The organism is Agromyces sp. G08B096 (genome assembly GCF_040267705.1).
In the GTDB taxonomy this organism is placed as follows: Bacteria; Actinomycetota; Actinomycetes; order Actinomycetales; family Microbacteriaceae; genus Agromyces.
The window spans coordinates 373,797-399,406 of sequence record NZ_CP158374.1 but is presented as its reverse complement, the minus strand read 5'-3'; the positions used below and the strand labels follow the sequence as shown (position 1 = coordinate 399,406).

General features: G+C 71.7%; 25 protein-coding genes. 10 read left to right on the top strand and 15 right to left on the bottom strand.

Annotated features, from left to right (window positions below; translation table 11 throughout):
- Positions 1 to 4: 4 nt before the first annotated feature.
- From ABIQ69_RS01970 to ABIQ69_RS01935, 8 genes are read right to left on the bottom strand one after another with little or no spacing between them, the layout of a single operon-like run.
- Positions 5 to 1,468 carry an aminopeptidase P family protein gene (locus ABIQ69_RS01970; RefSeq protein ID WP_350348722.1) on the bottom strand — a complete coding sequence of 488 codons (1,464 nt, stop codon included), beginning with the start codon at positions 1,466 to 1,468 and terminating at the stop codon, positions 5 to 7.
- Positions 1,465 to 2,796: an alpha/beta fold hydrolase gene (locus tag ABIQ69_RS01965; RefSeq protein WP_350348721.1), complete on the bottom strand. Its 1,332-nt coding sequence runs from the start codon at positions 2,794 to 2,796 to the stop codon at positions 1,465 to 1,467. Before ABIQ69_RS01965 ends, ABIQ69_RS01970 begins: the two co-directional genes overlap by 4 nt.
- Positions 2,793 to 3,674, bottom strand: coding sequence for an ATP-binding cassette domain-containing protein (locus ABIQ69_RS01960; RefSeq protein WP_350348720.1), 882 nt, complete (start codon positions 3,672 to 3,674; stop codon positions 2,793 to 2,795). The genes ABIQ69_RS01965 and ABIQ69_RS01960 overlap by 4 nt, the downstream gene beginning before the upstream one ends.
- On the bottom strand, positions 3,671 to 4,534 hold the full coding sequence (locus ABIQ69_RS01955; RefSeq protein ID WP_350348719.1) for an ABC transporter ATP-binding protein: 864 nt from the start codon (positions 4,532 to 4,534) through the stop codon (positions 3,671 to 3,673). The genes ABIQ69_RS01960 and ABIQ69_RS01955 overlap by 4 nt, the downstream gene beginning before the upstream one ends.
- Entirely contained in the window at positions 4,531 to 5,526 is a 996-nt protein-coding gene (locus ABIQ69_RS01950; RefSeq protein WP_350348718.1) for an ABC transporter permease, read from the bottom strand. Before ABIQ69_RS01950 ends, ABIQ69_RS01955 begins: the two co-directional genes overlap by 4 nt.
- Entirely contained in the window at positions 5,526 to 6,485 is a 960-nt protein-coding gene (locus ABIQ69_RS01945) for an ABC transporter permease (protein ID WP_350348717.1), read from the bottom strand. The genes ABIQ69_RS01950 and ABIQ69_RS01945 overlap by 1 nt, the downstream gene beginning before the upstream one ends.
- Positions 6,486 to 6,491: 6 nt before the next feature.
- Positions 6,492 to 8,201: an ABC transporter substrate-binding protein gene (locus ABIQ69_RS01940; RefSeq protein WP_350348716.1), complete on the bottom strand. Its 1,710-nt coding sequence runs from the start codon at positions 8,199 to 8,201 to the stop codon at positions 6,492 to 6,494.
- A gap of 53 nt (positions 8,202 to 8,254) precedes the next feature.
- Entirely contained in the window at positions 8,255 to 10,246 is a 1,992-nt protein-coding gene (locus ABIQ69_RS01935) for a beta-L-arabinofuranosidase domain-containing protein (protein WP_350348715.1), read from the bottom strand.
- Between the two features lie 176 nt (positions 10,247 to 10,422).
- On the opposite strand from ABIQ69_RS01935, the gene ABIQ69_RS01930 reads away from it, so the two are divergent.
- Positions 10,423 to 11,319, top strand: coding sequence for an EamA family transporter (locus ABIQ69_RS01930; RefSeq protein WP_350348714.1), 897 nt, complete (start codon positions 10,423 to 10,425; stop codon positions 11,317 to 11,319).
- Here ABIQ69_RS01930 and ABIQ69_RS01925 read toward each other — a convergent pair.
- Positions 11,303 to 12,472: an NAD(P)-binding domain-containing protein gene (locus tag ABIQ69_RS01925; RefSeq protein ID WP_350348713.1), complete on the bottom strand. Its 1,170-nt coding sequence runs from the start codon at positions 12,470 to 12,472 to the stop codon at positions 11,303 to 11,305. The genes ABIQ69_RS01930 and ABIQ69_RS01925 overlap by 17 nt on opposite strands.
- 145 nt (positions 12,473 to 12,617) lie before the next feature.
- On the opposite strand from ABIQ69_RS01925, the gene ABIQ69_RS01920 reads away from it, so the two are divergent.
- Positions 12,618 to 12,815: a DUF3073 domain-containing protein gene (locus ABIQ69_RS01920; protein WP_350348712.1), complete on the top strand. Its 198-nt coding sequence runs from the start codon at positions 12,618 to 12,620 to the stop codon at positions 12,813 to 12,815.
- Between the two features lie 101 nt (positions 12,816 to 12,916).
- On the opposite strand, the gene ABIQ69_RS01915 is transcribed toward ABIQ69_RS01920, so the two are convergent.
- Together ABIQ69_RS01915 and purM are read right to left on the bottom strand one after the other, a co-directional pair.
- Entirely contained in the window at positions 12,917 to 13,675 is a 759-nt protein-coding gene (locus ABIQ69_RS01915) for an LLM class flavin-dependent oxidoreductase (protein WP_350348711.1), read from the bottom strand.
- 5 nt (positions 13,676 to 13,680) lie between these two features.
- A complete protein-coding gene (gene purM, locus ABIQ69_RS01910) occupies positions 13,681 to 14,784 on the bottom strand; it encodes a phosphoribosylformylglycinamidine cyclo-ligase (RefSeq protein WP_350348710.1) in 1,104 nt (367 codons plus the stop codon).
- 80 nt (positions 14,785 to 14,864) lie between these two features.
- Here purM and ABIQ69_RS01905 point away from each other — a divergent pair, with 80 nt between their 5' ends.
- Together ABIQ69_RS01905 and ABIQ69_RS01900 are read left to right on the top strand one after the other, a co-directional pair.
- Entirely contained in the window at positions 14,865 to 15,476 is a 612-nt protein-coding gene (locus tag ABIQ69_RS01905; RefSeq protein WP_350348709.1) for a zinc-binding alcohol dehydrogenase, read from the top strand.
- Between the two features lie 193 nt (positions 15,477 to 15,669).
- Positions 15,670 to 16,104: a hotdog fold thioesterase gene (locus ABIQ69_RS01900; RefSeq protein WP_350348708.1), complete on the top strand. Its 435-nt coding sequence runs from the start codon at positions 15,670 to 15,672 to the stop codon at positions 16,102 to 16,104.
- Between the two features lie 46 nt (positions 16,105 to 16,150).
- On the opposite strand, the gene ABIQ69_RS01895 is transcribed toward ABIQ69_RS01900, so the two are convergent.
- Positions 16,151 to 17,104, bottom strand: coding sequence for a hypothetical protein (locus ABIQ69_RS01895; protein WP_350348707.1), 954 nt, complete (start codon positions 17,102 to 17,104; stop codon positions 16,151 to 16,153).
- Positions 17,105 to 17,447: 343 nt separating this feature from the next.
- On the opposite strand from ABIQ69_RS01895, the gene purF reads away from it, so the two are divergent.
- Complete coding sequence (gene purF, locus ABIQ69_RS01890; protein WP_350348706.1) at positions 17,448 to 18,905, top strand: amidophosphoribosyltransferase; 1,458 nt, start codon at positions 17,448 to 17,450, stop codon at positions 18,903 to 18,905.
- A gap of 134 nt (positions 18,906 to 19,039) precedes the next feature.
- Entirely contained in the window at positions 19,040 to 19,939 is a 900-nt protein-coding gene (locus ABIQ69_RS01885; RefSeq protein WP_350348705.1) for an alpha/beta hydrolase, read from the top strand.
- 67 nt (positions 19,940 to 20,006) lie between these two features.
- On the opposite strand, the gene ABIQ69_RS01880 is transcribed toward ABIQ69_RS01885, so the two are convergent.
- Together ABIQ69_RS01880 and ABIQ69_RS01875 are read right to left on the bottom strand one after the other, a co-directional pair.
- Positions 20,007 to 20,426: a hypothetical protein gene (locus tag ABIQ69_RS01880; RefSeq protein WP_350348704.1), complete on the bottom strand. Its 420-nt coding sequence runs from the start codon at positions 20,424 to 20,426 to the stop codon at positions 20,007 to 20,009.
- A 67-nt stretch (positions 20,427 to 20,493) separates the two neighbouring features.
- On the bottom strand, positions 20,494 to 20,865 hold the full coding sequence (locus ABIQ69_RS01875) for a sterol carrier family protein (RefSeq protein ID WP_350348703.1): 372 nt from the start codon (positions 20,863 to 20,865) through the stop codon (positions 20,494 to 20,496).
- A gap of 51 nt (positions 20,866 to 20,916) precedes the next feature.
- Between ABIQ69_RS01875 and purD the strand changes: the two genes are divergently transcribed.
- The 3 genes from purD (at position 20,917) to ABIQ69_RS01860 (ending at position 24,162) form a co-directional block, all read left to right on the top strand.
- Positions 20,917 to 22,245 carry a phosphoribosylamine--glycine ligase gene (gene purD, locus ABIQ69_RS01870; protein WP_350348702.1) on the top strand — a complete coding sequence of 443 codons (1,329 nt, stop codon included), beginning with the start codon at positions 20,917 to 20,919 and terminating at the stop codon, positions 22,243 to 22,245.
- A gap of 20 nt (positions 22,246 to 22,265) precedes the next feature.
- On the top strand, positions 22,266 to 23,219 hold the full coding sequence (locus ABIQ69_RS01865) for a phosphoribosylaminoimidazolesuccinocarboxamide synthase (protein WP_350348701.1): 954 nt from the start codon (positions 22,266 to 22,268) through the stop codon (positions 23,217 to 23,219).
- Between the two features lie 82 nt (positions 23,220 to 23,301).
- On the top strand, positions 23,302 to 24,162 hold the full coding sequence (locus ABIQ69_RS01860) for a VOC family protein (RefSeq protein WP_350350058.1): 861 nt from the start codon (positions 23,302 to 23,304) through the stop codon (positions 24,160 to 24,162).
- Here the strand turns inward: ABIQ69_RS01860 and ABIQ69_RS01855 are convergent.
- Positions 24,159 to 24,791, bottom strand: a complete 633-nt coding sequence (locus tag ABIQ69_RS01855) for a TetR/AcrR family transcriptional regulator (RefSeq protein WP_350348700.1) — start codon at positions 24,789 to 24,791, stop codon at positions 24,159 to 24,161. The two genes, ABIQ69_RS01860 and ABIQ69_RS01855, sit on opposite strands and share 4 nt — an antisense overlap.
- A gap of 227 nt (positions 24,792 to 25,018) precedes the next feature.
- On the opposite strand from ABIQ69_RS01855, the gene ABIQ69_RS01850 reads away from it, so the two are divergent.
- On the top strand, positions 25,019 to 25,594 hold the full coding sequence (locus tag ABIQ69_RS01850) for a TetR/AcrR family transcriptional regulator (RefSeq protein ID WP_350348699.1): 576 nt from the start codon (positions 25,019 to 25,021) through the stop codon (positions 25,592 to 25,594).
- Positions 25,595 to 25,610 lie beyond the last annotated feature (16 nt).

Sequence of the window (25,610 nt, the reverse complement as noted above, 5' to 3'; positions counted from 1 at the left end):
GACCTCACCGGGTGCGCATCCAGTCCTCGAGGCCACCGGCGTCGAGCGGCAACGCGTCGGAGAGCACCTCGGAACCACTGCTCGTGATCAAGATATCGTCCTCGATGCGCACGCCGATGCCCCGCAACTCGGGGGGCAGCGTTTCGTCGAACGCATGGAAGTAGAGCCCCGGCTCGACCGTGAGCACCATGCCCTCGCTCATCGTCGCACCCTGATAGGCCGCGTAGCTCGACTGCGCGCAGTCGTGCACGTCGAGGCCGAGATGGTGGCCGATGCCGCACACCAGGTACCTCCGGTGCTGCTGCCCCTGCGGCGAGAGCGCCTCGTCGACCGAGACGGGCAGCAGCCCCCAGTCGGAGAGGCCCGTCGCGATGACCTCCATCGCGGCCTGGTGGAAGTCGGTGAACGCCCGGCCGGGGCCGACGGCGGCGAGCCCGGCCCGGTGCGCGCGTTCCACGAGGTCGTGCACGGCGCGCTGCGGTGCGGAGAACGTCCCGGACGCCGGGAAGGTCCGCGTCACGTCGGCCGTGTAGTACGAGCGCGTCTCCACGCCCATGTCGAGCAGCAGCAGCTCGTCGGGCACGACCGGTCCGTCGCAGCGGACCCAGTGCAGGGTCGGGGCGTGTCCGGCGCTGCCGACGATCGTCGCGTACCCGGGCCCGTTGCCGGCCGTCCGCGCGTACCGGTCGAACGTGCCCTGCAGCCAGCGCTCCCCGCCCCACTCGATCGCCCTCGGCACCTCGCGGATGACGTCGGCGAACCCCTCGATCGTGGCGTCGACGGCGTGGCGCAGCTCGGCGATCTCCCACGCGTCCTTGATCATCCGCAGTTCGGCGAGGACCCGGCCGAGCTCGGCCGAGTCGCGTCCGGGCACGAGCAGCGGATGCCCCGGCGCGCCGCCGGCGAGCAGGTCTCGGGCCGCGCGGAGCGCCTCCTCGAGCCGGCTGAGCGGCGCGACGGCGACGTCGAGCGCGCCGGCCCAGTCGTCGAGGCTCGGCGCCGACCCGACCCACAGCTCGCCGTGCGCGGCATCCCGGAAGAAGTCGACGTCGCCGGGGTAGGCGGGCGGCGGCAGGTACAGCGTCGCGTCGTGCCCGCCCGCGGCGGGCGTCAGCAGCAGCACGCCGTCCTCGACGGGGCATCCGGTGAGCCAGAAGAAGTCGCTGTCTGGCCGGAAGTCGTACGACGTGTCGTTGGAGCGCACGGGGGCGCGCCCCGCCGCGACGGCGATCATCCGACCGGGGAACGCGGCGGACAGGCGGGCCCGGTGCTCGGCCGCTGCGGCCGCGGCGCCGGGTTCGACGTTCGGCGTGCGATCGGGGGTGCCCCAGCCCGTGGCCATGTAGTCGAGGAAGGCCGGGATCTCGGCGAGCCTCGGCAGCCGCGGGTCGGGCTCGGCCGGCACCGGCATGCTGGTGGCTGCCGCGGGAGCGGTCGGGTGGTCGTGGCGGTGCGCGGTGTCGGTCATGCCGCGGCTCCCTTCGGTTCGGGGCGGGCCCGGTCGGGCCGGGGTCCGCCGCGTTGGGCGACGAGCTCGACGAGCCGGGGGAACACCCGCTCCGATCCGATGCCGTCGTGCTCGTACTCGTTGGTCACCCAGGCCTGCACGTTGCCGACCGCGCGGGCGGTCTCGAGCTGCAGGTCGGCGTCGACGTACATGTCGTCGAAATAGACGGCCGCCGCGACCGGCACCTCGTTGGCGGCGAGCCGGTCGAGGTCGTAGATGGGCGACCAGTCCGCGTGCTCGGCGAGCCGGTGCACGGCCGCTTCGAAGGGCCGCAGGGCGCGGATCTGCGCGAACATCCAGGGGTACATCATCTCCCCCGTGAAGAGCAGCGGTCTGGCCGTCTCCGCGAACTGCGGATGCCGCGCCCGCTCGGCCTCGGCTGCCCAGGCCGTAGCTCCGCCGCCCGCGTGTCCGTAGATCGACTCCTGCATCACCGCGAACAGCGGGTTGTCGGCGTACGAGCTGCGTGCGAGCACCTGCGCGAGGAACGTCTCGGTGAACTCGCCGGATGCCTCGTCGAACGCCTCGTCGACGAGGTAGTGCATGCGCTCGTAACCGGGCTTCATGCCGAAATCGATGCCGAGGCTCTGGAGCCGGCGCACGGTGAGCCGGTCTCCGTCGGACAGCCGGACGTCCTGCGCCGCGAGGCGGTCGGCGATCCGTGCGACGGATGCCTCATGGTGCGGGTATCTGGCGTAGAACTCGCGGTTCTTCCGCTCGGTCCGCGGGTAGGTGCGGCGGTACACCTCGGCCGCATCCGGGTGGATGCTCGCGAGTCCGCCGGTGACGTAGCAGGCCGCGAGCCCCTCGGGCGCCTGCGACAGGTAGGTCAGGGTGAGGAAGCCGCCGTAGCTCTGGCCGAGGGTCGACCACCGGCGGCCGCCGAACACCGTGGTGCGCAGGTGCTCGGCGTCGGCCACGATCGAGTCCGCCCGGAACCGGGAGAGGTAGTCGGCCTGCGCGGCCGCGTCGCCCGCCCGACCGATGGTGCGGCCGGTGACGGGGGTGCTGCGGCCGGTGCCGCGCTGGTCGAGCAGCACCACGCGGTGCGTCTTCAGCGCCTCGCCGATCCACCCGTCGGGCCCGGTCGGCCGGGGTCCCTTGCCCCCCGGCCCGCCCTGCAGGTAGACGAGGAGCGGCAGGTCCTCGTTCCGGCGCTCCGGCGCCACGAGTTCTCGAGCGAAGACCGAGATGGTCGCGGCATCCGGGTTCCCGAACCAGTCGAGCGGCACCCGCTCGACGTGATCGCGCACGTGCACGCCGGGAATCGTGTACTCGGCAGTGATCATGCCGCTCCTCCCCCGGCGCCGACCGCCGTTCGCCCCGCCGCCTCGGCGGCGAGCATCTCGAGACGCCGCCGGTCCCAGTCGGGATCGATGCGCGGCACGGCCGCGAGCAGCGACCTGGTGTACTCGTCCTGCGGACGCTCGAACACGTCGTCACGGCTGCCCGCCTCGACGATGCGCCCGCGATGCATCACCGCGATCGTGTCGGCGATTTGCCGCACCACGGCGAGATCGTGCGCGATGAACACGTAGCTGAGCCCGAGGTCGGCCTTCAGCTCGTTCAACAGGTTGATGACCCGGGCCTGCACCGACACGTCGAGCGCCGAGACGGCCTCGTCGCAGATGACGAGCTTCGGCCGAAGCGCGAGCGCGCGGGCGATGCCGATGCGCTGGGCCTGCCCGCCCGAGAACTGCGCCGGGTTGCGCTGGGCGTGATCGGGATTCAGGCCCACCCGCTCCATCAGCTCGGCCACGAACGCCCGCCGGCCCTGCGGCGGTGTGATGCGCTGATAGTCGAGCGGCGCGGAGATCAGCCGCTCGACGGTGTGCTTCGGGTTCAGCGACGAGTACGGGTCCTGGAACACGACCTGCACGTTCTGGCGGAACGACGCGAGCGCCCGCCCGGTGGCCGCCGTCACGTCTTCGCCGTCGAACTCGAGGCTGCCCCGGGTCGGCTCGATGAGCTTGGCGATGATCCGCGCCGTGGTCGACTTGCCCGACCCCGACTCGCCCACGATGCCGAGCGTGCCGCCACGCGGCACCTCGAAGCTCACGTCGTCGACGGCGGTGAACCGCGTGCGGCCGGCGACGATCTTGCCGCTGCCGCGGGTCACGAACTCCTTCGTGAGGCCGCGTGCGGAGAGGATGGGCGCGGCGCTCATGCCTGCACTCCCTTCAGGCTCTCGAACGGGTCGTCGATGCGCGGCAGCGCGTCGAGCAGCGCTCGCGTGTAGGCGGCTCGCGGCGCCGTGAAGATCTGCTCGGTCGTGCCGCGCTCGACCTCGGCGCCGTCCTTCATCACGAGCACGTCGTCGGCGACCCGGCTGACGACGGCGAGGTCGTGCGTGATGAAGATCATCCCCATGCCGGTATCCCGCTGCAGGTCGGCGAGCAGGTCGAGGATCTGCGCCTGCACCGTGACGTCGAGCGCCGTGGTCGGCTCGTCGCAGATGACGAGGTCGGGCTCGAGGCAGATCGCCATGGCGATCATGATGCGCTGCCGCATGCCGCCCGAGAACTGGTGGGGGTACTGGTCGAACCGGCGCTCCGGGTCGGCGATCCGCACCCGGTCGAGCGCCTCGACGGCGACCTTGCGCGCGGCCGCGCGGCTGCCGCCGCGGTGCGCACGGTAGGCCTCCGTGATCTGCAGCCCGATCGTGTAGTACGGGTTCAGCGAGGACAGCGGGTCCTGGAAGACCATCGCGATGCGGTCGCCCCGGATGCGCCGCAGATCGCGGTCCGTACGCCCGAGGAGCTCGTGACCCGACAGCCGCACGCTGCCGGTCGCAGTGCCGCCGCGCGGCAGCAGGCCCATGATCGCGAGCGAGGTCATCGACTTGCCCGAGCCCGACTCGCCGACGATGCCGAGGGTCGTGCCGGGTTCGACGACGAACGAGGCGTCGCGGACGACGGCCGCGGTTCCGGAAGAGGTCGGGAAGCTCACGCCCAGGTGCTCGACCTCGAGCAGCGGCGCCCCCACGACCGGGATCGAGATCGTCCGTGCTGCGGATGTGATGCTCATGCCGACCTCACCCTCACTCGCGGGTCGAGACCCGTGTACGCGACATCCACGACCATGTTCCCGATGACGACGAGGAGGCCCGCGAGCAGGGTCACCCCCATGATCACCGGCTGGTCGTTCTTCGTGATCGAGTCGGCGGCGAGCTTGCCGACGCCGTTCAGGCCGAACACCGTCTCGGTGATCAGAGCGCCGCCGAGGAGGCCGGCGAAGTCCATGCCGAACAGGGTGACGACGGGTGTCAGCGACGGCCGGAGCGCGTGGCGCCGCATCACGAGCGACTGGTCGAGACCCTTGGCCCGGGCGGTCCGCATGAAGTTCTGACCGAGCGTGTCGATGACGTTCGTACGGACGATCCGCGAGTACATCGCGGCGTAGCCGAAGGCGAGCACCATCCATGGCATGAGGTAGGCCTGGAACCAGGCCACCGGATCCTCCGCGAAGTCCGCCGCGTGCGGGAACGGCAGCCACTGCAGCTGCACCACGAGGACGTACTGCAGGAGCAGTGCGACGAAGTAATTCGGCAGACTGATGCCGGCGAGCGCGCCGAACATGACGGTGCGGTCCCAGCCCGTCCCCTGCTTCACGGCGCTCAGCAGGCCGCCGCCGACTCCGGCGAGCAGCCACAGCACCGCCGCGCCGACGGCGACCGTCACGCTCACGGGGAGGCGCTCGGCGATCATGTCCGTGACGGACTGGTTGGTCTGGAAGCTGAAGCCGAGGCACGGCGCCGCGCAGGTGACGGCCCCGGCGCCCTCGCCGTACGTGCGGCCGACGAAGATGCCGCTGACGAACTGCCAGTACTGCTGCAGGAACGGCAGGTCGAGCCCGAGCTGCGACCGGATCTGGTCGATGCGCTCCGGTGTGCAGGTCTTGCCGCAGATCTGCACCGCGGGATCCGGCGAGAGCCAGAAGAAGATCGCGAAGGTGAACAGCGAGATGAGGAAGAGGACGAGCACGCCGGCGAGCACGCGGCGGAGCAGATAGAGGAGCATCAGGCGGCGTCTCCCGCGTCGAGGGTCTTCCGCAGGTGGTCGCCGAGGACGGTGAAGGCGAACACGGTGAGGAAGAGGAACGTGCCGGGGATGAGGAAGTACATCGGGTCGACGGCGTACCAGCCGACGGCCGTGGCGATCATCTGCCCCCATGACGGCGTCGGCGGGGTCACGCCGACGCCGAGGAAGCTCAGTCCGGCCTCCGTGCCGATGTAGCCGGGCACGGCGAGCGTGGCGAGCACGATGATCGTGCCGCGGAGGTTCGGCAGCACCTCGCGGAACGCGATGCGGAGGGGGGTCGCGCCCGACGAGCGGGCCGCCTCGACGAACTCGCTGTTCCGAAGCGACATGGTCTGGCCGCGGATGATCCTCGCGGTGTAGGGCCATCCGAAGATGCTGAGCACGATCACCAGCAGCGCCGGCCGGTTGCCGGCCGGGAGCGCCGACAGCAGCGCGATCATGAAGATGAGCGTCGGGAACGCCATGAGGAAGTCCATGACGCGGGAGATGATCTGGTCGGCCACCCCGCCGAAGTAGCCCGCGACCATGCCGAGGACCACGCCGATCGTCGTGGTGACGATCGTGGCGCTCACCGCGATGAGCAGCGACACCTGGGCGCCGTAGGCGATGCGGATGAAGATGTCGCGCCCGTTGCCGGGCTCGACGCCGAACCAGTGCTCGGCGCTGACGCCGCCGAGCGGGCCGATCGGCAGCCCGCCCAGGTCGGAGTCGATCGCGCTCTGGTCGAATTCGTACGGGTCCCAGCCGGTGATGGCCGAGAGCACGGGCGCGAGGATCGCCATGAGCGAGATCGCGGCGATGATCGCGATGCTCGCGATCGCGCCGGGGGACGTGCGGAGCGAGTGCAGGACGCGCCGGGCCGGGGTGGGGGCACCGCCCGAAGGCAGTGCCCCCTTCGCCTCGGTCTCGACGGCCAGTTCGCTGGGAACCGTGCTCATATGCGACTAGTCGACGTTCTTCAGTCCGACCGAGACGTAGTCGATGCCGCCCGAGAACCCGGCGTGGCTGTACGCGCCGGCGATGTTCTCACCGACGACCATGACCGTCTTCTCGTAGAGCAGCGGCACCTGCGGGGCCAGCTCCATGATCTGCTCGTCGAGCTCGCCCCAGGCGGCGTTCGCCTCGTCGACATCGGTCATGAGCCGGATCTCGGCCATCCGCTCGTTGATCGCGGGGTCGTTCAGCTGGGCGATGTTCGAGTTGCCCTTCTCGAAGATCTGCGAGCCCTCGAACAGCGGCGGCAGGAAGGTCGCACCCGTCGGCCAGTCGGGGCACCAGCCGGTGATGGCCGCGTCATGCTGCTGCGAGGTCGTGCCGATCACCTCGTAGTAGGTGGACGTGTCGATGAGGTTGAAGTTCACCGTGATGCCCGCCTTCGCGAGCGCCTGCTGCACGGCCTCGGCCTGCGCCTGCATCTTCGGCTGGTTGCGGATGTCGAGCGTGAACTCGAACCCGTCGGGGTAGCCGGCCTCGGCGAGCATCTCCTTGGCCTTCTCGGGGTCGCCGGTCTGGTCCTCGGTGCCGTACAGGTCGAACTCCTGGCGGCCGACGACGGTCGGCGGCAGGATCGTGGTCGCGATGTCGGCGAGCTGGCTGCCGCCCGTGGCATCCTTCACCGCCTCCTTGTCCATCGCGACGTTGATGGCCTGACGGACCAGCACGTTGTCCATGCCGGGCTTGGTGGTGTTCAGTCCCATGTACGTCGTGCAGCCCTGCAGACCCGCAATGGTGCGGTTCTTGATCTCGGGCGTCTGGATGCGCGCGATCGAGGCGGGTGCGACGGATCCGGCGATCGCGTTCGCGTCGTCGCCCTGGCCGGCGATCATGCGCTCGTCGATCGTGGCGGCGTCGAGGCCGAAGGTCCACTCGAACGAGTCGGGAGCGGCCGTGCGGACCTCGTCGGTCGCGGCGTCCCAGTGCTCGTTGCGCTCGAGCACGAGGGTGCTGCCGCGCTGGTACTCGGTCACCCGGTAGGGGCCCGAGGCGATCGGCTGCTGGTCGATGCTCGTGGTGGTCACCCCGGCGTCGGCCGGGAAGGGGGTGAACGGCGCCTGGCCGACGACGGCGTCGAAGTCGGCGTAGGGCTGGTTCAGGTGGAAGACGATGGTCTTCTCGTCGGGCGTCTCGATGGAGTCGAGCGGGCCCGAGAGGTAGTAGCCCTCGTAGCCCTCGGGGATGTCGAGGACGATCTTCGCGTAGGGCGATCCGATCGCGATCGACGGGTCGAGCGAGCGCTCGACGCCGAACTTCACGTCCGCGCTCGTGATGGGCGTGCCGTCCTCGAAGAAGATGTCGTCCTTCAGCGTGTACGTCCAGACGGTGTTGTCCTCGTTCGGCTCGCCGAGCGAGACGGCGAGGTCGGGGACGATCTCGGTGCCTTCCGAGCCCTCGCCCGCGCCCTGCGTGGTGAGGGTGCGGTAGATGAGGCGGTAGAAGTTGTTGACACCGCCGTCGAAGCCCTGGGCCGGGTCGAGGTGGGAGAAGTCGGCGTTCTGCAGCACGTGGAGGGTGCCGCCGGTCGCGGGCTCGCCGCTGAGCCCGCTGCCGGAGCCGGAGCCGGAGCCGGAGCCGGAGCCGCCGGAACCGCCGGTGCAGCCGGTCAGTGCCAGCGAGCCGGCGAGGGCCAGCCCGATGAACACGGTGCCTTTCTTCATGTGATCTCCTTCGTGGTTGGGTGGTGCGTCGGTCTCGGGGAGGTGGGGGTGGCTCAGGCGGTGCGGAGCCAGACGCGCATGGCGCCCGCGCCACGGTTGCCCCAGAGCTGGTAGGGCACGAGGGTGAGCTCCGCCTCGGCACCGGGTGCCGCGGATGCCCCGCCGTCGTGCCCGGTCTCCGCCGGGTGGAGCTCGGGGTAGAGGCCACCGGAAGGCGCGGGCGTCGAGGCGGCGGCGACCCGGATGGTGCGCGTCGCCGGGTCCGCGTGGCGCGTGACGGGATCGATCGTCGCCGTCGCCGAGGCGGCCGCCGAGGGGTCGAGCACGGCGAGGTCGAGGTCGACGCGCTGGTCGACCTGCTCGGCGCAGTACACGACGGGGCCGCGCGCGAAGGCGACCGAGGCGCGCAGCGCGTCGACCCGCGGATCGGCCCCGTGGGCGCGGACGGGCATGGGCAGGACGAGCTCGACGACGTCGCCGGCCGCGAGCCGGCGGTCGACCGCCACCCAGCCGGGCGCGAGATCGTCGCCGAGCGAGACGCCGTTGAGCGCGACGGATGCCCCTCGGCACCATCCCGGCACACGGAGCACGAGCCGCGCGGCGTCGCCGGCGGCCTCGCGCACCCGGATCCGGACCTGCGCGTCCCACGGGTAGTCGGTCTCGACGTCGAGCGCGAGCCCGCCCGCGTCGACACGCCCGGTGGCGTACTGGGCGAGCTCGAGGTCACGCCCGGCCAGGGCGGCGACGTGGTCCTGCAGCTCCGCCGTCCAGCGGACGATGTTCGGAGGGCAGCACGGGCAGACGAACCAGGCGCGGCGCAGCAGTTCGCCGTGCGTCTCGGCTCCGGAGCGCTGCTGGTGGTCGGGCCGCCGCTGCAGGGGGTTGTCGTAGAAGAACGCCCGGCCGTCGTCGGAGATGCCGACGGCGTACGCGTTGTGGAGCACGGTCTCGAAGACGTCGAGGTACTTGGCCTGGCCGTCAGCCAGATACATCCGCCAGGCCCACTGCATGACGGCGATGGCGGCGCACGTCTCGCTGTACGAGCGCTCGCTCGGCAGCTCGAAGCGGTCGCCGATCGCCTCGTCGGAGTGACGGCTGCCGAGACCGCCCGTGAGGTAGAGCTTCGTGGCGACCATGTCGTCCCACAGGCGCTCGAGCGAGGCGAGCAGCTCGGCGTCGTCGGTCTCGATCGCGACGTCGGCCGCTCCGGCCGCGAGGTAGGCCATGCGCACGGCGTGACCGGTGACGGAGTCGAGGTCCCGGAGCGGCACGTGGTCTTGGAAGTACTCGGCGGGGAAGATCTTCAGCTCGACGGTGCCGTGTCCGCGGCGATCGATGAAGAGGCGCGCGAGCTCGAGGTACCGGTCGTCGCCGGTCTCGCGGGCGAGCTCGACGAGCGCCATCTCGACCTCCGGGTGGCCGCAGACCTCGGGATCGCCGTCGGGTCCGAAGCGTGCGACCGCGAGATCGGCGAACGCGATGGCGACGCGCACCAGGCGATCGTCGCCGAGCCGGCGCTCGGCGGCGACGGCGGCCTGGATGAGGTGCCCCAGGTTGTAGAGCTCGTGCCCCCAGGCGAGGTCGGACCACGGCTCGCGATCGATGTCGGGCGCCTGGAAGTGGCTGTTCAGGTAGCCGTCCTCGCGCTGGGCGCGCTGGATGAGGTCGACCGCCTCCTCGTAGAAGTCGCGGGTGCCGGCATCGGCACCGCCGTCGCGTGCGAGCTCGTAGACGACGCCTTCGACCGTCTTGAAGACGTCGGTGTCGAGGAACGGGTAGCGGCCGCGGAACGGCTCGGCCGCGGCCGGCCCGTCGGGCTCCGCGATACGGCGGAGGTTCTCGAGGTTGCCGGCCTCGCGCAGCTGAGCGATGACGTGGGCGAGGGTGGCGGCCCGGTTCCTCGCCTGCCAGCCGGCGAGTGTGCCGCCCGTGAGCTCGACCTCGGTGGCGCCGAGCGGACGACGAACGCCGCCGACGGGGGCGATCGCGGCGCTCCACCGGGCCTGCTCGAAGACCTGGACGGTCGGGGAGGGGGACTGGGACATGCGAGGCGGCTCCTCGGTTCGGCACGACACTGTACGACGTGACATATTACAGATGAAGTGGGTGACATGTTACGCAGCACCGACACGGTGACGTCAAGAGCCCGCGGGGTGATCGGCCCAGGTCGTTACGCGCCCGAAACACGAGCGCCCGACCGTCCGGGCGCTAACGTCGGTTCGTGACCAGCGGCGAACACGCCCGCCACGGCCGGGGTGCCGCCGTGACCCTCGTCGTCGCCGGTCTCACCTGCCAGGAGGTCGGCGCCTCGATCGCCGTCATCCTCTTCCCCACCACCGGGGCGATCGGCATGGTCGCACTGCGACTCGTCTTCTCGGCCCTCGTGCTCGTCCTTCTCACCCGGCCGCGCCTGCGCGGCCACGCAGCGGGCTCGTGGGCGACCGTCATCGCCTTCGGGGTCGTGCTCGCCCTGATGAACGCGCTGTTCTACCTCTCGCTCGAACGCATCCCGCTCGGGGCCGCCGTGACCATCGAGGTGCTCGGCCCGCTCGTCCTGTCCGTCTTCGCCGGCCGGCGAGCCGCGTCCTGGCTCTGGGCGATCCTCGCCGCGATCGGCGTCGCGCTGCTCGGCCAAGGCAGTTTCGGCCATCTCGACCCGCTCGGCGTGGCGCTCGCCGCCGCGACGGGCGCCACCTGGGCCGGGTACATCCTGTTGTCCGCCCGCACCGGCCGGCGGTTCCCCGGACTCGACGGCCTCGCCATCGCCCTGGCGATCGGAGCGATCGCGATCCTGCCGTTCGGCATCGCGACCTCGGGCGCGGTGCTGGTCCGCCCCGAGGTGCTCGCGCTCGGCGCGGCCGTCGCGCTGCTCAGCTCGACCATCCCGTACGCCCTCGAGCTCGTGGCGCTCCGGCGGCTCCCCTCGTCGACGTTCGCCGTGCTGATGAGCCTCGCCCCGGCGATCGCCACCATCGCCGGGCTGCTGCTGCTCGGCCAGACCTTCACGTGGGTGGCGGTCCTGGCGGTCGGCCTCGTCGTCGCAGCCTCGATCGGCGCGGTCCGCACGGCCCGCCGCGCGGGCGGCGACGCCCCGGCTCCGCCTACAGCATCGCCATGATCTGGCGCGCGATCATCCGGCCCGCGCGGTTCGCTCCGATGGTCGAGGCCTGCGGCCCGTAGCCGGCGAGGAAGATGCGCGGGTCCGACCACGACGCGCCTTGGCCGATCGTGATGCCGCCCGCCTTCTCGCGCAGCTTCAGCGGCGCGAGGTGGCGCAGTTCGGGACGGAAGCCCGTGGCCCAGATGATGGCGTCGGCGCGCGCCTCGGTGCCGTCGTCCCAGACGACCCGGTCGGCCTCGATGCGGTCGAACATGGGCTTGGCGACGAGCAGGCCGCGTTCGATGCCTGCGGCGATGCGGCGGCTCTTCGGCACGCCCGTGCCGCTCACGATCGACGGCAGCGCACGGCCCGACCTCGCCGCCTCGTCCTGCGCCGCGACCGCGGCCGACGCGCCTTCGAGGTCGAGCTCCTGCCGATCGAGCCAGTCGATGGGCCGGCGCGACACCCAGGTGAGTCCGGCCGCGACGTCTTCGAGCTCGAGCATGAAGCCGATCGCCGACGTCCCGCCGCCGACGACCACGACGTGCTGATCGCGGAAGTCCTCGGCGTCGACGTAGTCGGAGGTGTGCAGGTGCCGCCCGCGGAAGTCGCTCATACCCGGGTAGTACGGCACGAAGGGCGACCCCCACGTGCCGGTGGCGTTCACGAGGAACTGCGCGCGCAGCGCGTGCTGCGGGAAGGACGGGCCCGAGACCTCCTCGAACGTCTTCCGGCGACGGCCGAAGAAGCCGCGCGAGCGCTGCTCCTCCACGGGCCGCGGCGAATGATCCTCGAACAGGATGCGGAGGTCCGCGCCGTCGTTCTCGACACGTCGCACGTGCATCGGCCGATGCACCTTCAGGTCGTAGTGCTCCTCGAACCGGCCGTAGTAGTCGGCGACGACCTCACGCGCCGGCAGCGAGCGGTCGGCGGTGTCGAAGCTCAGCCCGAGGTCGACCATCCCGGGCAGGTCGTTCACGCGGTGCGCGGTGCCGAGTTTCAGCGACGACCAGCGGTGCTGCCATGCGCCGCCCGGGCCGGGCGCCCGGTCGAGCATGACGAAATCCTCGTCGGCGACGAGCTCGAACCGCCGCAGATAGAACGCGACCGACAGGCCGGCCTGCCCGGCGCCGATCACGGCCACCTTCACACGCTCGGGCACGCTCGTCACGAGTCCATCTCAGCACGTCTCAGCTGTGAACGGCCCGGAGGGCGAGCCGTGCGTCGGTGCTAAACTCATCACCTGGGATTGTCATTTATCAGTAGAGCCGGGTGAAGTGCATTCCACCCGGCCAGATGTCGTAAGGGGGTCACGCATGGGGCGCGGCCGTCAGAAAGCCAAGCACACCAAGGTCGCTCGGGAGCTGAAGTACTTCAGCCCGGAAACCGACTACAGCGCGCTTGAGCGTGAGCTCACCAGCTCGCAGCATGACCCGTATGAAGACGAGGCGTCGAAGTGGGCGGACTACGCCGACGACGACTCGTACGTACCGGGCGACAGCCCCCAGCGCTGAACCTGACCGACGACGCATCGCCGGCCGCTCGGGTTCGGTGATGACGGCTCTGTCGTGCGCGTGCGCGCCGACGAAGGCAGATGCTGCCGGCCAAGTCGCGGTCATCGCGCCGCCTCGACCCACGAGGCAGCGGCCTCCGCGAAGTCGACGAGCTCATCCAGCGACCCCGTCGGCGTGATCGCCCGCAGCACGAGTTCGTCGACGATGTCGTACGCGGCGAGGCCGTCGGCGCTCGTGAGCGTGGCATCCATCGCCTGCGCGCCCTGCCGCTCGAGGTTCGCAGCGTACGCCGGGATGCGCGCGTATCGCGCGGCCTCCTGCTCGAGCGCGGGCCGGGAGGCGTCGTCGACGATGGTCCGCACGTAGAGGATGCCTCGCGCCCGGCGCTCGCCCGCGTCGCGGCGGAGGTCGGCCATGGCCGACTCGGCGCCCGCGGGCGTGAGCCAGTTGAGCAGGACCCCGTCGGCCCGCTCGGCGGCGAGCCGCCGCAGGCGCGGGCCGAGCGCGCCGAGCACGAGCTCGGCCTCCGTGCGGGTGCGGAGCTCGTCGAGGCCGGCGCGCATCGCCCCGAGCGGGTGCGCCAGGCCGCCCGAGCCGATGCCGAGCGTGAGCCGCTCCGCCAGCAGCCCGTCGAGGTCGAGCGTCGCGACGGGGCGCCGGTCGAGTGGGACGACTCCGGTCGCGAGGCGGAGCGTCGTCGTGACCTCCGCGGCCGCGGCGAGTGCGGCGAGGGAATCGCCCCCCGGGACGTCGTTCACCCACAGCGCGCGGAAGCCCAGCTCTTCGACCCGCGGCGCGAAGGCGCGCACGTCGGAGGCGGCCACCCGGCCGGTGATGCCGATCGAGACCGCGGCACGCATGCGCGTCAGTCCGCGTACGTCCCGACGAGCCGGACGGCTCCCCCGTCGACGCCCTTGGCGCCCTGCTCCCAGCCCTCGCCGGCCGCCTCGCCCATCTCGACGGCGCCGACCTGCCAGGCCGGCAGCCCCAGCGTGCCGAGTTCGGCGATGACGGATGCCGCGGCGCCCGCGTCGACGACGGCGAAGAAGCCGACCCCGAGGTTCCAGGTGCCCTCAGTCGACTCGAGGCTCGTGCCGGCGAGCTCGTTCAGCACCCGGAACACCGGCGCGGGCGACCACGTCGACCGGTCGAGCTCGGCTCGCGATCCCTTGGGCAGCACCCGGGCGAGGTTCGCGGCGAGACCCCCGCCCGTGACGTGCGAGAGGGCGTGCACCGCGGAGCCGTGGGCACCGGCGAGGAGCTGCACGAGCTGACCGGAGTAGAGGCGGGTCGGCTCGAGGAGGGCCTCGCCCCACGTGGTGCCGAGCTCGGCCGAGGCATCCGTGTACCCGATGCCGCGGTCGGCGAGAATCTTGCGCACCAGCGAGAAGCCGTTCGAGTGCAGGCCGCTCGACGCGATCGCGAGCACGACGTCACCGCCGGCCACCCGCTCGGCCCCGAGCACGCGGTCGGCCTCGACGACGCCGACGGCCGCACCGGCGACGTCGTAGTCGTCGGCACCCATGAGCCCGGGGTGCTCGGCGGTCTCGCCGCCGACGAGGGCGGTGCCCGTCTCGGCGCACGCCCGGGCGATGCCGGTGACGATCGCGGCGATGCGGTCGGGCACGACCCGGCCGCACGCGATGTAGTCGGTCATGAACAGCGGGGTCGCGCCCACCACGACGATGTCGTCGACGACCATGCCGACGAGGTCTTGTCCGATCGTGTCGTGCACGTCGAGCGCCTGGGCGATCGCGATCTTCGTGCCGACGCCGTCTGTCGAGGTCGCGAGCAGCGGCTTGGCGTAGTCCTTGGCGAAGGAGAGGTCGTAGAGCCCGGCGAACCCGCCGACCCCGCCGAGCACGTTCGGCCCGTGGGTCTTCGCGACCGCCTCCTTCATGAGCTCGACGGCGAGATCGCCGGCGGCGGTGTCGACTCCGGCAGCGGCGTAGGACGAGTTCGCGCTCACCCGACAAGCCTACCCGCGACACGCTCGGCGATCCCGCGCGGAGCCGGGCCGGAACGCCTGAACGCGACTAGAATTCAGGTATGCACGCGGGGGGCGGGCCATCGTGGGTGATCCGGGAGAACGCGAGCCGGGCGGTGCTCCTGGCGCTGTACCTGCGCGAAGTGCTGGCCATCGCCTCCCCCGTCGAACTCCCCCGGCTGCGTGACATCGGCGCCACGGGCGGCCCGCTGCCCACCGACCGGCAGGATGCGCTCGAACGCCAGTGGCGCGAGTGGTGGGCCATGACGGTGGAGCCAGAGGCGCACCCCTCGCCCGTGCCGCTCGAGCTCGTCGAGGCGTACGACACCGACGTCGCGCTGCCCACGACGGGCGCGGAGGAGCTGCATCAGGCGATCCTGCCGCACGCGGAGGCTGCGCGGGCGTGGGCGGAGTGGGCGCACGAGCAGTACCGTTCGGCGTCGGCCGCGCGTCGCGGTGACTCGTACCGCGCGTACGCCGGCACGATCGCCGAGCACGAGCGGGAGGTCGGCCGGCGGGCGCACTCCTTCGAGCTGAACGTCGAGATCGTGCCTTTCCAGGGCACGGGCGTCTGGTGGATCGGCAGCATGACGGTCGCGGTGACCGATTCCCTCCGCGCCGATGCGGCGGCCTTCGACGACGCGATCCACCCGATCATCGCCGAGCTCGCCTGAGGCCGGTCCCTCCCGCTCGGTGCCCCGCCTCCGCCACCCTCCGTCACCCCCTCCGCGGACCCGTGAAGTCGCGCAAACTGCTGCCATCCAGCGCGAATGGGCGCGGTTTGTGCGACTTCGCGGGCCGGGGTGGCGGGGGGTCGGCAGGCGGGGGTCGAGTGTCGCGCGGGAGCGGCGTGCGAGACTCGACGGCATGAGCATCTGGTTCGGCGAGCCCAGCGTCGAGTGGGCGAACTCCCGCTGCGACGGCACCGCGATCCGCGCGCTCGGCATCGAGATGACCGAGTTCACGGATGACTCGTTGAAGGGCCGCATGCCCGTCGACGAGCGCACCCGGCAGCCGGGCGGAGTGCTGCACGGCGGGGCATCCGTACTGCTCGCCGAGACGCTCGCGAGCTGGGGCGCGAGCTTCACCGTCGACCCCGAGCGCAACTACTGCGTCGGCATGGAGATCAACGCCAACCACGTGCGCCCCGTCGCCGAGGGCTGGGTGACGGGCGAGGCCCGGCCGCTGTCCCGTGGCCGCACGACGCAGGTATGGGACATCCGCATCACCGACGAGCAGGGGCGCCTCGTGTGCGTCTCGCGGTGCACGATGGCCGTGCTCGCGAAGCCGTCGGAGTACTGAGACGGCCCCCGCGCCGATCGGTCGGCGCGGGGGCGTCGCTCGGGGATCAGGACGCGGCGGCCGTGTACGCGGCCTGTGCGACCGACCCGTAGTACGGGCCGAACATGACGTTCGGGATGTTGTTGTACCCGAAGCTGTTCAACGAGTTCTGCGCTCCCGACGACAGGAACCAGGGTCCGCCCGACGAGCCGCCGGTCATGTCGCAGGGGATGCCCTGCGACTGCGACTGGCCGTACGGGTCCGCCGTGGCCGTGCCGGCGCAGGACTGCAGGCTCTCCCCGTCGAACGGCGCCTCGGCGGGATACCCGAACGCGCTGTACGCGAGCCCGCGCGCCTGGTTGAAGGCGATGGCCGATGCTCCGACCGTGGCGGCGAGCGTCCGGCCGTTCAGGGTGCCGACCTTCACGAAGCCGGTGTCGTAGCTGAGGTCGCCGCCCTTCGTCCACTGCGTGGGAGCCGAATAGGAGACGGCCGCCCACTGCCCGTAGGGCGCCGCGCCGTTCTCGTATGCGGGCACGAAGATCCACCGGCTGGCGTACTTGCCCTTGCCGCTGTGGATGCAGTGGCCGGCCGTGGCGACCGTGCTGCCGTTCGCCGCGCTGACCGAGTTCGCCGAGCAGACGTAGTTCCGGCCACCCAGCGTGAAGAACACCTTGCCGATGTTCGGCACGGGCGCCTCGCTCGCGGCCTGGAGGTCGACGCTGTCGGCCGCCGCCGGCGAGCCGTACGTCATCGGCGCGCCCTTCGCGACCTCGGCGGCGGGCGTCGACGCCACCTTGTCGGCGACGAGCACATCCGCCGGGATCGCGGCCCGCATGCGCTCGGCCGTCCAGTAACCGGCGGCCGCCGCGGACTCCGCCGCCGGAAGGTCGACGTGATCGACGGACGGCGGGGCGCCTTCGGGCGAACCGGCGGCGACCGCCGCCGTCGGCGCGGCCAGCAGCCCCGCGGCGACGAGCGCCGCGCCGGCGAGCCCGGCGCGCAGTGAAGTGAGCTTCATGGACGTGTGGTCCTCTCTGATGGCGGCCCGATCCCCCCATGTTCCGGTGCACCTGGGCCGCGGTGAACGGAATGTCGGAGAGCGTGACACATGTGCCCCGTTCGGGGGGAGCACCGCGGGCGAGGTTCGTGGACACCGACGAAGATCCGCGGGCATCCGAGGAATCCGCCCCACGGCGACGGGACCGGACGTAGACTCCTCGGTTGGCCGCACCGTCACGATGCCGTCGCGCATGCTCAGCTGAGCAGCGGCCCACGCCCAGCCGGCTCACACGCGCGCGTGTGGGAGGATTGTCCCGTCCAGCTCGGACGCCCTTCCCACCCCCCGAGGAGCCATCGCTCGCATGTGCGGCATCGTCGGCATCGTCTCCACCGAGCCCGTCAACCAGCAGATCTACGACAGCCTGCTCCTCCTGCAGCACCGCGGGCAGGACTCGACGGGCATCGCCACCGCCGACGGTCCGGCGTTCCACATGGCGAAGGCCAAGGGGCAGGTGCGCGAGGCCTTCCGCACCCGCGACATGCGGTCGCTGCTCGGCAACATGGGCCTCGGCCACGTGCGCTACACGACGAAGGGCGCCGCCGAGCGCGAGGAGGAGGCGCAGCCGTTCTACGTGAACGCGCCCTACGGCATCATCCTCGTCCACAACGGCAACCTCACGAACACCCGCGAACTCTCGGAAGACCTGTTCCGCATCGACCGCCGCCACGTGAACTCCACGAGCGACACCGAGATGCTGCTGAACGTGCTGGCCACCGAGCTGCAGGGCCAGATCTCGGGGCTCGCACTCGACCCCGACCAGGTCTTCACCGCCGTCGAGCAGGTGCACGAGCGCGTCGAGGGTTCCTACGCGGTGATCGCGATGATCGCAGGCGCCGGCCTGCTCGCCTTCCGCGACCCGTACGGCATCCGTCCGCTCATCCTCGGCCGGCGCGAGACCGCGACCGGCAAGCCCGAGTGGATCGTCGCCTCCGAGTCGCTCGTGCTCGAGAACGGCGACTACGAGGTCGTGCGCGACGTCGCGCCCGGCGAGGCGATCTTCATCACGCTCGACGGCGAGATGATCTCGCGCCAGTGCGCGAGGAACCCCCGGCTCGTGCCGTGCTCGTTCGAGTACGTCTACCTCGCCCGGCCCGACTCGATCATGAACGGCATCTCGGTCTACGAGGCACGACTGCGCATGGGCAACCGCCTCGCCGACACCATCGCCACGCATATGCCGCTCGGCGACATCGACGTGGTCATGCCGATCCCCGACTCGTCGCGGCCGTCGGCCATGCAGGTCGCCCAGAAGCTCGGCATCGAATACCGCGAGGGCTTCTACAAGAACCGCTACGTGGGGCGGACGTTCATCATGCCCGGGCAGGCGCAGCGGAAGCGCTCGGTCCGGCAGAAGCTGAACGCCATGGGCACCGAGTTCAAGGGCAAGAACGTGCTCATCGTCGACGACTCGATCGTCCGCGGCACGACGTCGAAGCAGATCGTCGAGATGGCCCGCGACGCCGGCGCCAACAAGGTGACCTTCACCTCGGCGGCGCCCCCGGTGCGCTACCCGCACGTCTACGGCATCAACATGCCGAGCCGGCAGGAGCTCATCGCCCACGGCCGCAAGATCCCCGAGATCGCGGCGGAGCTCGGCGCCGACCACATGATCTACCAGGAGGTCGCCGACCTGCAGGCCGCGATCACTGAGGGCACCGACATCACCGAGCTCGACCTGTCGTGCTTCACCGGCGAGTACGTGACGGGCACCATCACCGAGGAATACCTCGGCTGGCTGGAGCGCACGCAGCTCAGTTGACGCAGCCGTCGGACGTCGCCGGCGAAGGCCACGCAGCGCGTCGCGGTCCGGATGTCGCGGGGCGGGTGCCACTGGCGGATGCCACGGGGCCGATGTCAGGGGCCGATGTCACGGGGCCGCGGCAGACTGGCGCGATGGGATTCACGCGCCGAGGCACCGTCGTCACCCCCGTCCTCGAGATCGCGTACGAGGAGGCCGGCGACCCCGGCGGCCCCGTCGTCGTGCTCTCGCACGGCTTCCCGTACGACGTGCGGGCATACGACGAGGTCGCCGACGTGCTCGCGGCGTCCGGCCTGCGGGTGATCGCTCCGTACCTCCGCGGGTCCGGGCCGACCCGCTTCCGCGACCCCGCGACCCTGCGCTCGGGCGAGCAGGCGGCGCTCGGGCAGGACCTGCTCGACCTGCTCGACGGCCTCGGCATCGAGCGGGCCGTCGTCGGCGGCTACGACTGGGGCGGCCGTGCCTCGTGCGTCGTCGCTGCGCTGCATCCCGAGCGCATCGCCGGGCTGGTGACCGTGGGCGGGTACAACCTCTTCGGGGCGCGCTTCGGCGAGGAGCCCGCGCGTCCCGAGTGGGAGCGCACGTACTGGTACCAGTACTACTTCCACTCCGAGCGCGGCCGGCGCGGCCTCGAGCGGTATCGGCGCGAGCTCTGCGAACTGCTCTGGACCACGTGGTCGCCCGAATGGACCGGAGCGGCGGCGGCCTTCGCGGCGAGCGCGCCGAGCCTCGACAACCCCGACTTCGTCGACGTCGTGGTGCACTCCTACCGGCACCGGTTCGGACTCGTCGCCGGCGACCCCGCGTATGCGGCGATGGAGGCGGAGCTCGCGGGCGAACCGGTGATCACGGTGCCGACCATCGTGCTCGAGTCCGGCGCCGACGGCGTGGGCGGTCCGCCCGGCGACGAGGACCGGGACCGGTTCACCGGCCGCTACGCGTACCGCGAGCTGCCGGGCATCGGCCACGATCTGCCGCAGGAGGCGCCGGCCGAGTTCGCCGACGCGGTGCTCCGCGTGCTCGCGATGCGCTGACGCGCGGCACCACAGTCGTGGCGCCTCAGTCGGGCCGCCTCAGTCGGGGCGCGTGAGTCGCGGCGCCTCAGTCGGCGCGGTGGCTCGACTCGTGCTCGGCGATCGCGGTGCCCGCGCGGCCGGCCAGCACTCGGTCGAAGAGGAGCGCGACGAGCGCGCCGAAGGCGACGCCGATGGCCCCGAGCCCGAGCAGCAGGAACCCGAAGACCTGCCCGCGGTCGAACTCGTCGCTCTCGGGGAACGCGAACGTCAGGATGAGTGCGAGGACGACGCCGAGCGCCGCGCCGAGCACCATGAAGCGGCCGTACCGCGGTGCGCGGCGCACGGTCACGGCCTCGTCGGTGACGTCGGAGGTGACGACCATCGGCACGACGACCGGCGCGGATGCCTCGGCCGGGTCGGCGGGAACGGATGCCTCGTCGGCCGGGACGAGGGCGTCCTCGACGTCGTCGTCGCGTCGGCGGGCCTCGTCTGGTGTCTCGCTCACCCGCCCATTGTCCCGCATCCGCCTGAGAGCGCCCGAATCCCCTGGAAGCGCCGCATCCGGTCGCCGCTCACCGGATGATCGGCAGCAGCCCGTCGAGGTTCGCGCGCTGACCGGACGCATGGATGCGGCCGGCGGCCCGGCCGTCTTCCCAGCCGAGCGAGCCCGTCGCGAGGGCGAGCCAGGTCGCGGCATCCGTCTCGACCACGTTGGGCGGCGTGCCGCGCGTGTGCCGCGGGCCCTCGATGCACTGCACGGCGCCGAACGGCGGCACCCGCACCTCCACCGTGCCGCCCGGGGCGACCTCGGCGAGCACCTGCAACGTATACCGCACTGCGAGCGCGAGCGTCTGGCGGTCGGCGGATGCCCCGCCGTCCTGCGCCGCACGCCACGTCGCGACGGCGTCGCGCCCGGCCAGATCGTCGATCCTCGCTCGTGCCATGCGGTCCATTCTGGCGCGGTCCGCCCCCGGGCCGCCCAGTACCCTGAAGAGGTGAAGATCCTCGTCCTCGGTTCCGGCGCGCGCGAGCACGCGATCATCCTCGCCCTCCTGGCCGAGGAGGCCGGCCACGAGATCACCGCCGCTCCCGGCAACGCGGGCATCGCCGCGAGCCCCACGTCGTCGGGCCGGGGCAGCGTCACGACCATCGCGCTCGATCCGACCGACCCGGTCGTCGTCGCCGACTATGCGATCGACAACGACATCGAGCTCGTCGTGGTGGGCCCCGAGGCGCCGCTCGTCGCGGGCGTCGCCGACGCGCTGCGCACACGCTCCATCCCGGTGTTCGGCCCCGGCAAGGCGGCCGCCGCCCTCGAGGGCTCGAAGACCTTCGCCAAGCGCGTCATGGAGTCTGCCGGCGTGCCCACCGGCCGGGCGAGCCTCGCCGACACGCTCGACGAGGTGGGCGCCACGCTCGACGAGTTCGGCGCCCCGTACGTGGTCAAGGCCGACGGCCTTGCCGCCGGCAAGGGTGTGCTCGTCACCGACGACCGCGACGCCGCACTCGCCCACGCCGCCCACTACCTCCAGCAGGGCCCCGTGCTGATCGAGGAGTTCCTCGACGGGCAGGAGGTCTCGCTGTTCCTCCTCTCCGACGGCACCAACGTGCTGCCCCTCTCGCCCGCGCAGGACTACAAGCGTCTCCGCGACGGCGATGCCGGGCCGAACACGGGCGGCATGGGCGCCTATTCGCCGCTGCCGTGGCTCGCCGACGCCGCCGACGGGCGGGGCGGCACCTTCGGCGACGAGGGCGCGTTCGTCGACGAGGTCGTCGAGACCATCGCGCTGCCGACCGTGCGCCAGCTCGCCGCGGAGCAGACCCCGTTCATCGGCCTGCTCTACGCCGGGCTCATCCTCACGAGCCGGGGCATCCGCGTGATCGAGTTCAATGCGCGGTTCGGCGACCCCGAGACCCAGGTCGTGCTGCCGCGCCTCGAGACCCCGCTCTCGGGGCTGCTGCTCGCCGCCGCCACGGGCGGGCTCGGCGGGTTGGAGCGGCCGGTGTTCTCACCGGATGCCGCGGTGACCGTCGTGCTCGCGAGCGAGGGCTATCCCGAGCAGCCGCTGACCGGCAGGCCCCTCGAGGGCGTCGAGGACGCGGCATCCGTTCCCGGCGTGCATGTCGCGCACGCGGCGACCGCGGTCGTCGACGACGGTGCCGGTGGACGCCACCTGGTGGCGACCGGTGGACGCGTGCTCAACGTCGTGGCTGTGGGCGGCGACTTCGCCGACGCCCGGCGCCGGGCGTACGAGGCGCTCGGCCGCATCCGGCTCGAGGGCGGCCAGTACCGCACCGACATCGCGGCGCGCGTCGCCGACTGATCGACCCGCAGGAGACCCTGATGACCGACGGAACCCTCCCCGGCTGGACGCACGTCTACTCGGGCAAGGTGCGCGACCTGTACGTGCCGACCGCCGTGCTCGACGACGACGACACGTGGACGGGCGACCCGCTGTCGCTCTCGCCGGTCGTGCTGGTCGTGGCGAGCGACCGCGTCAGCGCCTACGACCGGGTCCTCGAGCCGGCGATCCCGGGCAAGGGCGCACTGCTCACCCGGCTCACCCGATGGTGGTTCGAGCAGCTGCCCGACGTGCCGAACCACCTCGCGGAGCCCCTCGACGACCGGTGGCAGTCCTTCCTGCCCGAGGTGCCGGGCGAGGTGGCCGAGCGCGCCACGCTCTGCCGGACCCTCGACATGTTCCCGATCGAGTGCGTCGTGCGCGGGTACCTCACCGGCAGCGGCTTCAAGGAGTACCAGGCGACCGGGGCGATCGGAGGCCTGCAGCTGCCGCCCGGCCTCGAGAACGGCGACCGCCTGCCCGAGCCGATCTTCACGCCGGCCTGGAAGGCCCCGCTCGGCGAGCACGACGAGAACATCTCCTACGAGCGCACGGTGGAGCTCGTGGGCGAGACGGTCGCCGAGCAGCTGCGCACGCTCTCGCTCGAGGTGTTCCGCCGCGCCTCGGCCATCGCGGAGGCGCGCGGGGTCATCCTGGCCGACACGAAGTTCGAGTTCGGCGCCGACCGCGAGACGGGCATCGTCACGCTCGCTGACGAGGTGCTGACGAGCGATTCCAGCCGGTACTGGGATGCCGCGGCCTACGCCCGCACGGATGCGCCGGCGTCGGTGCGGCTCGCGAGCTTCGACAAGCAGATCGTGCGCGACTGGCTCGCCGCGAACTGGGATCAGGACGCCCTGGAGGAGCCGCCCACGCTGCCCGCCGAGATCGTCGCACAGACCGCGGCGACCTACCGCGAGCTCTTCGAGCGTCTGAGCGGGCGAGCCGGGGAATAGCCCCCGAGCGGCGGCCGTTGGATTAGTTGTGACTACAACCAATGGCCCGGATCGGGCCGGACTGCTCGCCGCGGACACCGGTATGGGCGCCGTGACCCTCCGGGTCGCCGACCTCGACGGCATGATCCGGTACTACCGCGACGGCGTGACCCTCGAGCTGCTCCGGCACGACGGGCCTGTCGCCGTGCTCGGCCGGGGCGCCACGCCGATCGTCATCCTCGAACACGCACCCGAGCTGCGCCACGCGTCCCCTCGCGACGCCGGGCTGTTCCACACGGCGATCCTCTTCGACACCCGCGAGGCGCTCGCGACCGCGATCTTCTCGGTGGCCTCGCGCTACCCGGGCACCTTCACCGGCAGCGCCGATCACCTCGTGAGCGAGGCCTTCTACTTCACCGACCCCGAGGGCAACGGCGTCGAGCTCTACTTCGACCGCGACCGCTGCACGTGGAGCTGGACCCACGGGCAGGTCGAGATGGCGACGATCTTCCTCGATCCGAACGCCTACCTGCGGGAGCACCTCACCGAGGCCGGCGCCGCCGCGGCGTCCTCGCGTGACGACGCGGCCCCGGCTGCGCACCTCGGCGACGCCGTCGTCGGCCACGTCCACCTGTCCGTCGGAGACATCGCGAGCGCCCGCGAGTTCTACGTCGACCGGCTCGGCTTCGAGACCACGGCGAGCCTCGGCTCGCAGGCGCTGTTCGTCTCGGCCGGCGGGTATCACCACCACCTGGCGATGAACACGTGGAACAGCGCCGGAGCGGGCCGCAGGCAGCTCGCCCTCGGGCTCGGCAAGGTCGAGATCGTCGTGCCCACGGCCGACGATCTCGGCGAACTGGGTGAGCGGATGTCGCACTTCGGCATGCCGGCCCGCGACGACGGGCGGACGCTCGCCTTCGACGACCCGTGGGCGAACCTCGTCGAGGTGCGCGCGGCCGGTTAGCGCTGGTGGTGCGCCATGTCGTGGAAGTCGGCGAATGACTGCGACGGCGCGGGCAGCGGCTCCAGATCGGGCCGCGCGCGCAGCCCGTCGAGCACGATGGCCAGCTGTCGCCGCCAGAACGGCAGGTAGTCGCCGCCGAATCGCCCGAGCGAGCCCAGCATGTTGACCAGCACGTTCAGGTCGACACCCGTGACGTCGGGTCGCAGCGACCCCTCAGCCTTCGCGCGCTCGACGACGCCGTCGAGCGCGGCCTCGAACTCGAGGCCGGGGCGGTGACCGGGGTCGCCCTCGGCGACGCGTCGCATCAGCTCGGGCAGGTACGGCGTGGCGGCGACCCACTCGCTCAGCCGCTCGACGAACAGCTCGATCGAGCGCCACCCGGTCGGGGCGCCGAGGATCTCGGGCGCGAGCTCCTGGAACATGTCGATGGCCTGGTCGTACACCTCGCGCAGCAGCGCGTCGCGGGTGGGGAAGTGGCGGTACACGGTGCCGGCGCCGACACCGGCTCGGGTGGCCAGTTCGTCGAGGGGTGCGTCGATGCCGCGCTCGGTGAAGAGCGCCTTGGCCTCGGTGAGGAGACGCTCGTGGTTCCGTCGTGCATCGCGTCGGGTCGAGGTGGCGGAGCTCATCATTCGAGCCTACCGCGGTCCTGCGCTAACATACGGAGAAGGCGTTCCGATTCCCGAACACGGGGCGCCCAGGGCTCGCTGGGGGGCGAGTCCGGGCGCGGCGGGCGAGAGCCGATCCTCCGGTCGGCAGGGGGCGCTCGCCGCGTCCACCACTTCGCGATCCCGGCGACCCGGCGTTCCGGGTGCACGCTTGCGGCCGCCGAAAGAGTGAGTGTATAGTCACTCATATGCCCGGTTCGACCAAACTCTCCACCGCAGACGCCCGCCGCCCACTCGTCGTGCAGGCAGCCATCGCGACGTTCGCACGGGCCGGCTACCGCGCCACGACCGTGGCCGACGTGGCCGCCGCCGCGAAGATCTCGCCGGCCTACGTCTTCAAGCTCTTCCCGGGCAAGGAGGCGCTCTTCGTCGCGGCCCTCGAGGCCTGCCACGAGCGCATCCTGAGCGCACTGGCCGAGGGCGCGAAATCTGCGGAGGGCCACTCGCCCGACGCCGTGCTCGACGCCATGGGCGGCGCGTATGCGGCGCTCATCGCCGACCGCGATCTGCTCATGCTGCAGGTGCACGCCCAGTCCGCGGCCGAGGTCCCCGAGATCGGCGCGGCGCTCCGCCGCGGGTACGCGAGCGTCACCGAGTTCGCTTCGTCGCGCAGCGGCGCCCCGGATGCCGCGGTCCAGCGCTTCATCGCGTTCGGGCAGCTCTGCCACCTCATCGTGACGCTCGGCATCGACGACTCCACCGCCCACTGGGCCAAGGTCCTCGCGAGCGGCATCCGCCACCCATCCTTCGAGACGGCCGACTGACCCGGCCGCGGTCCGC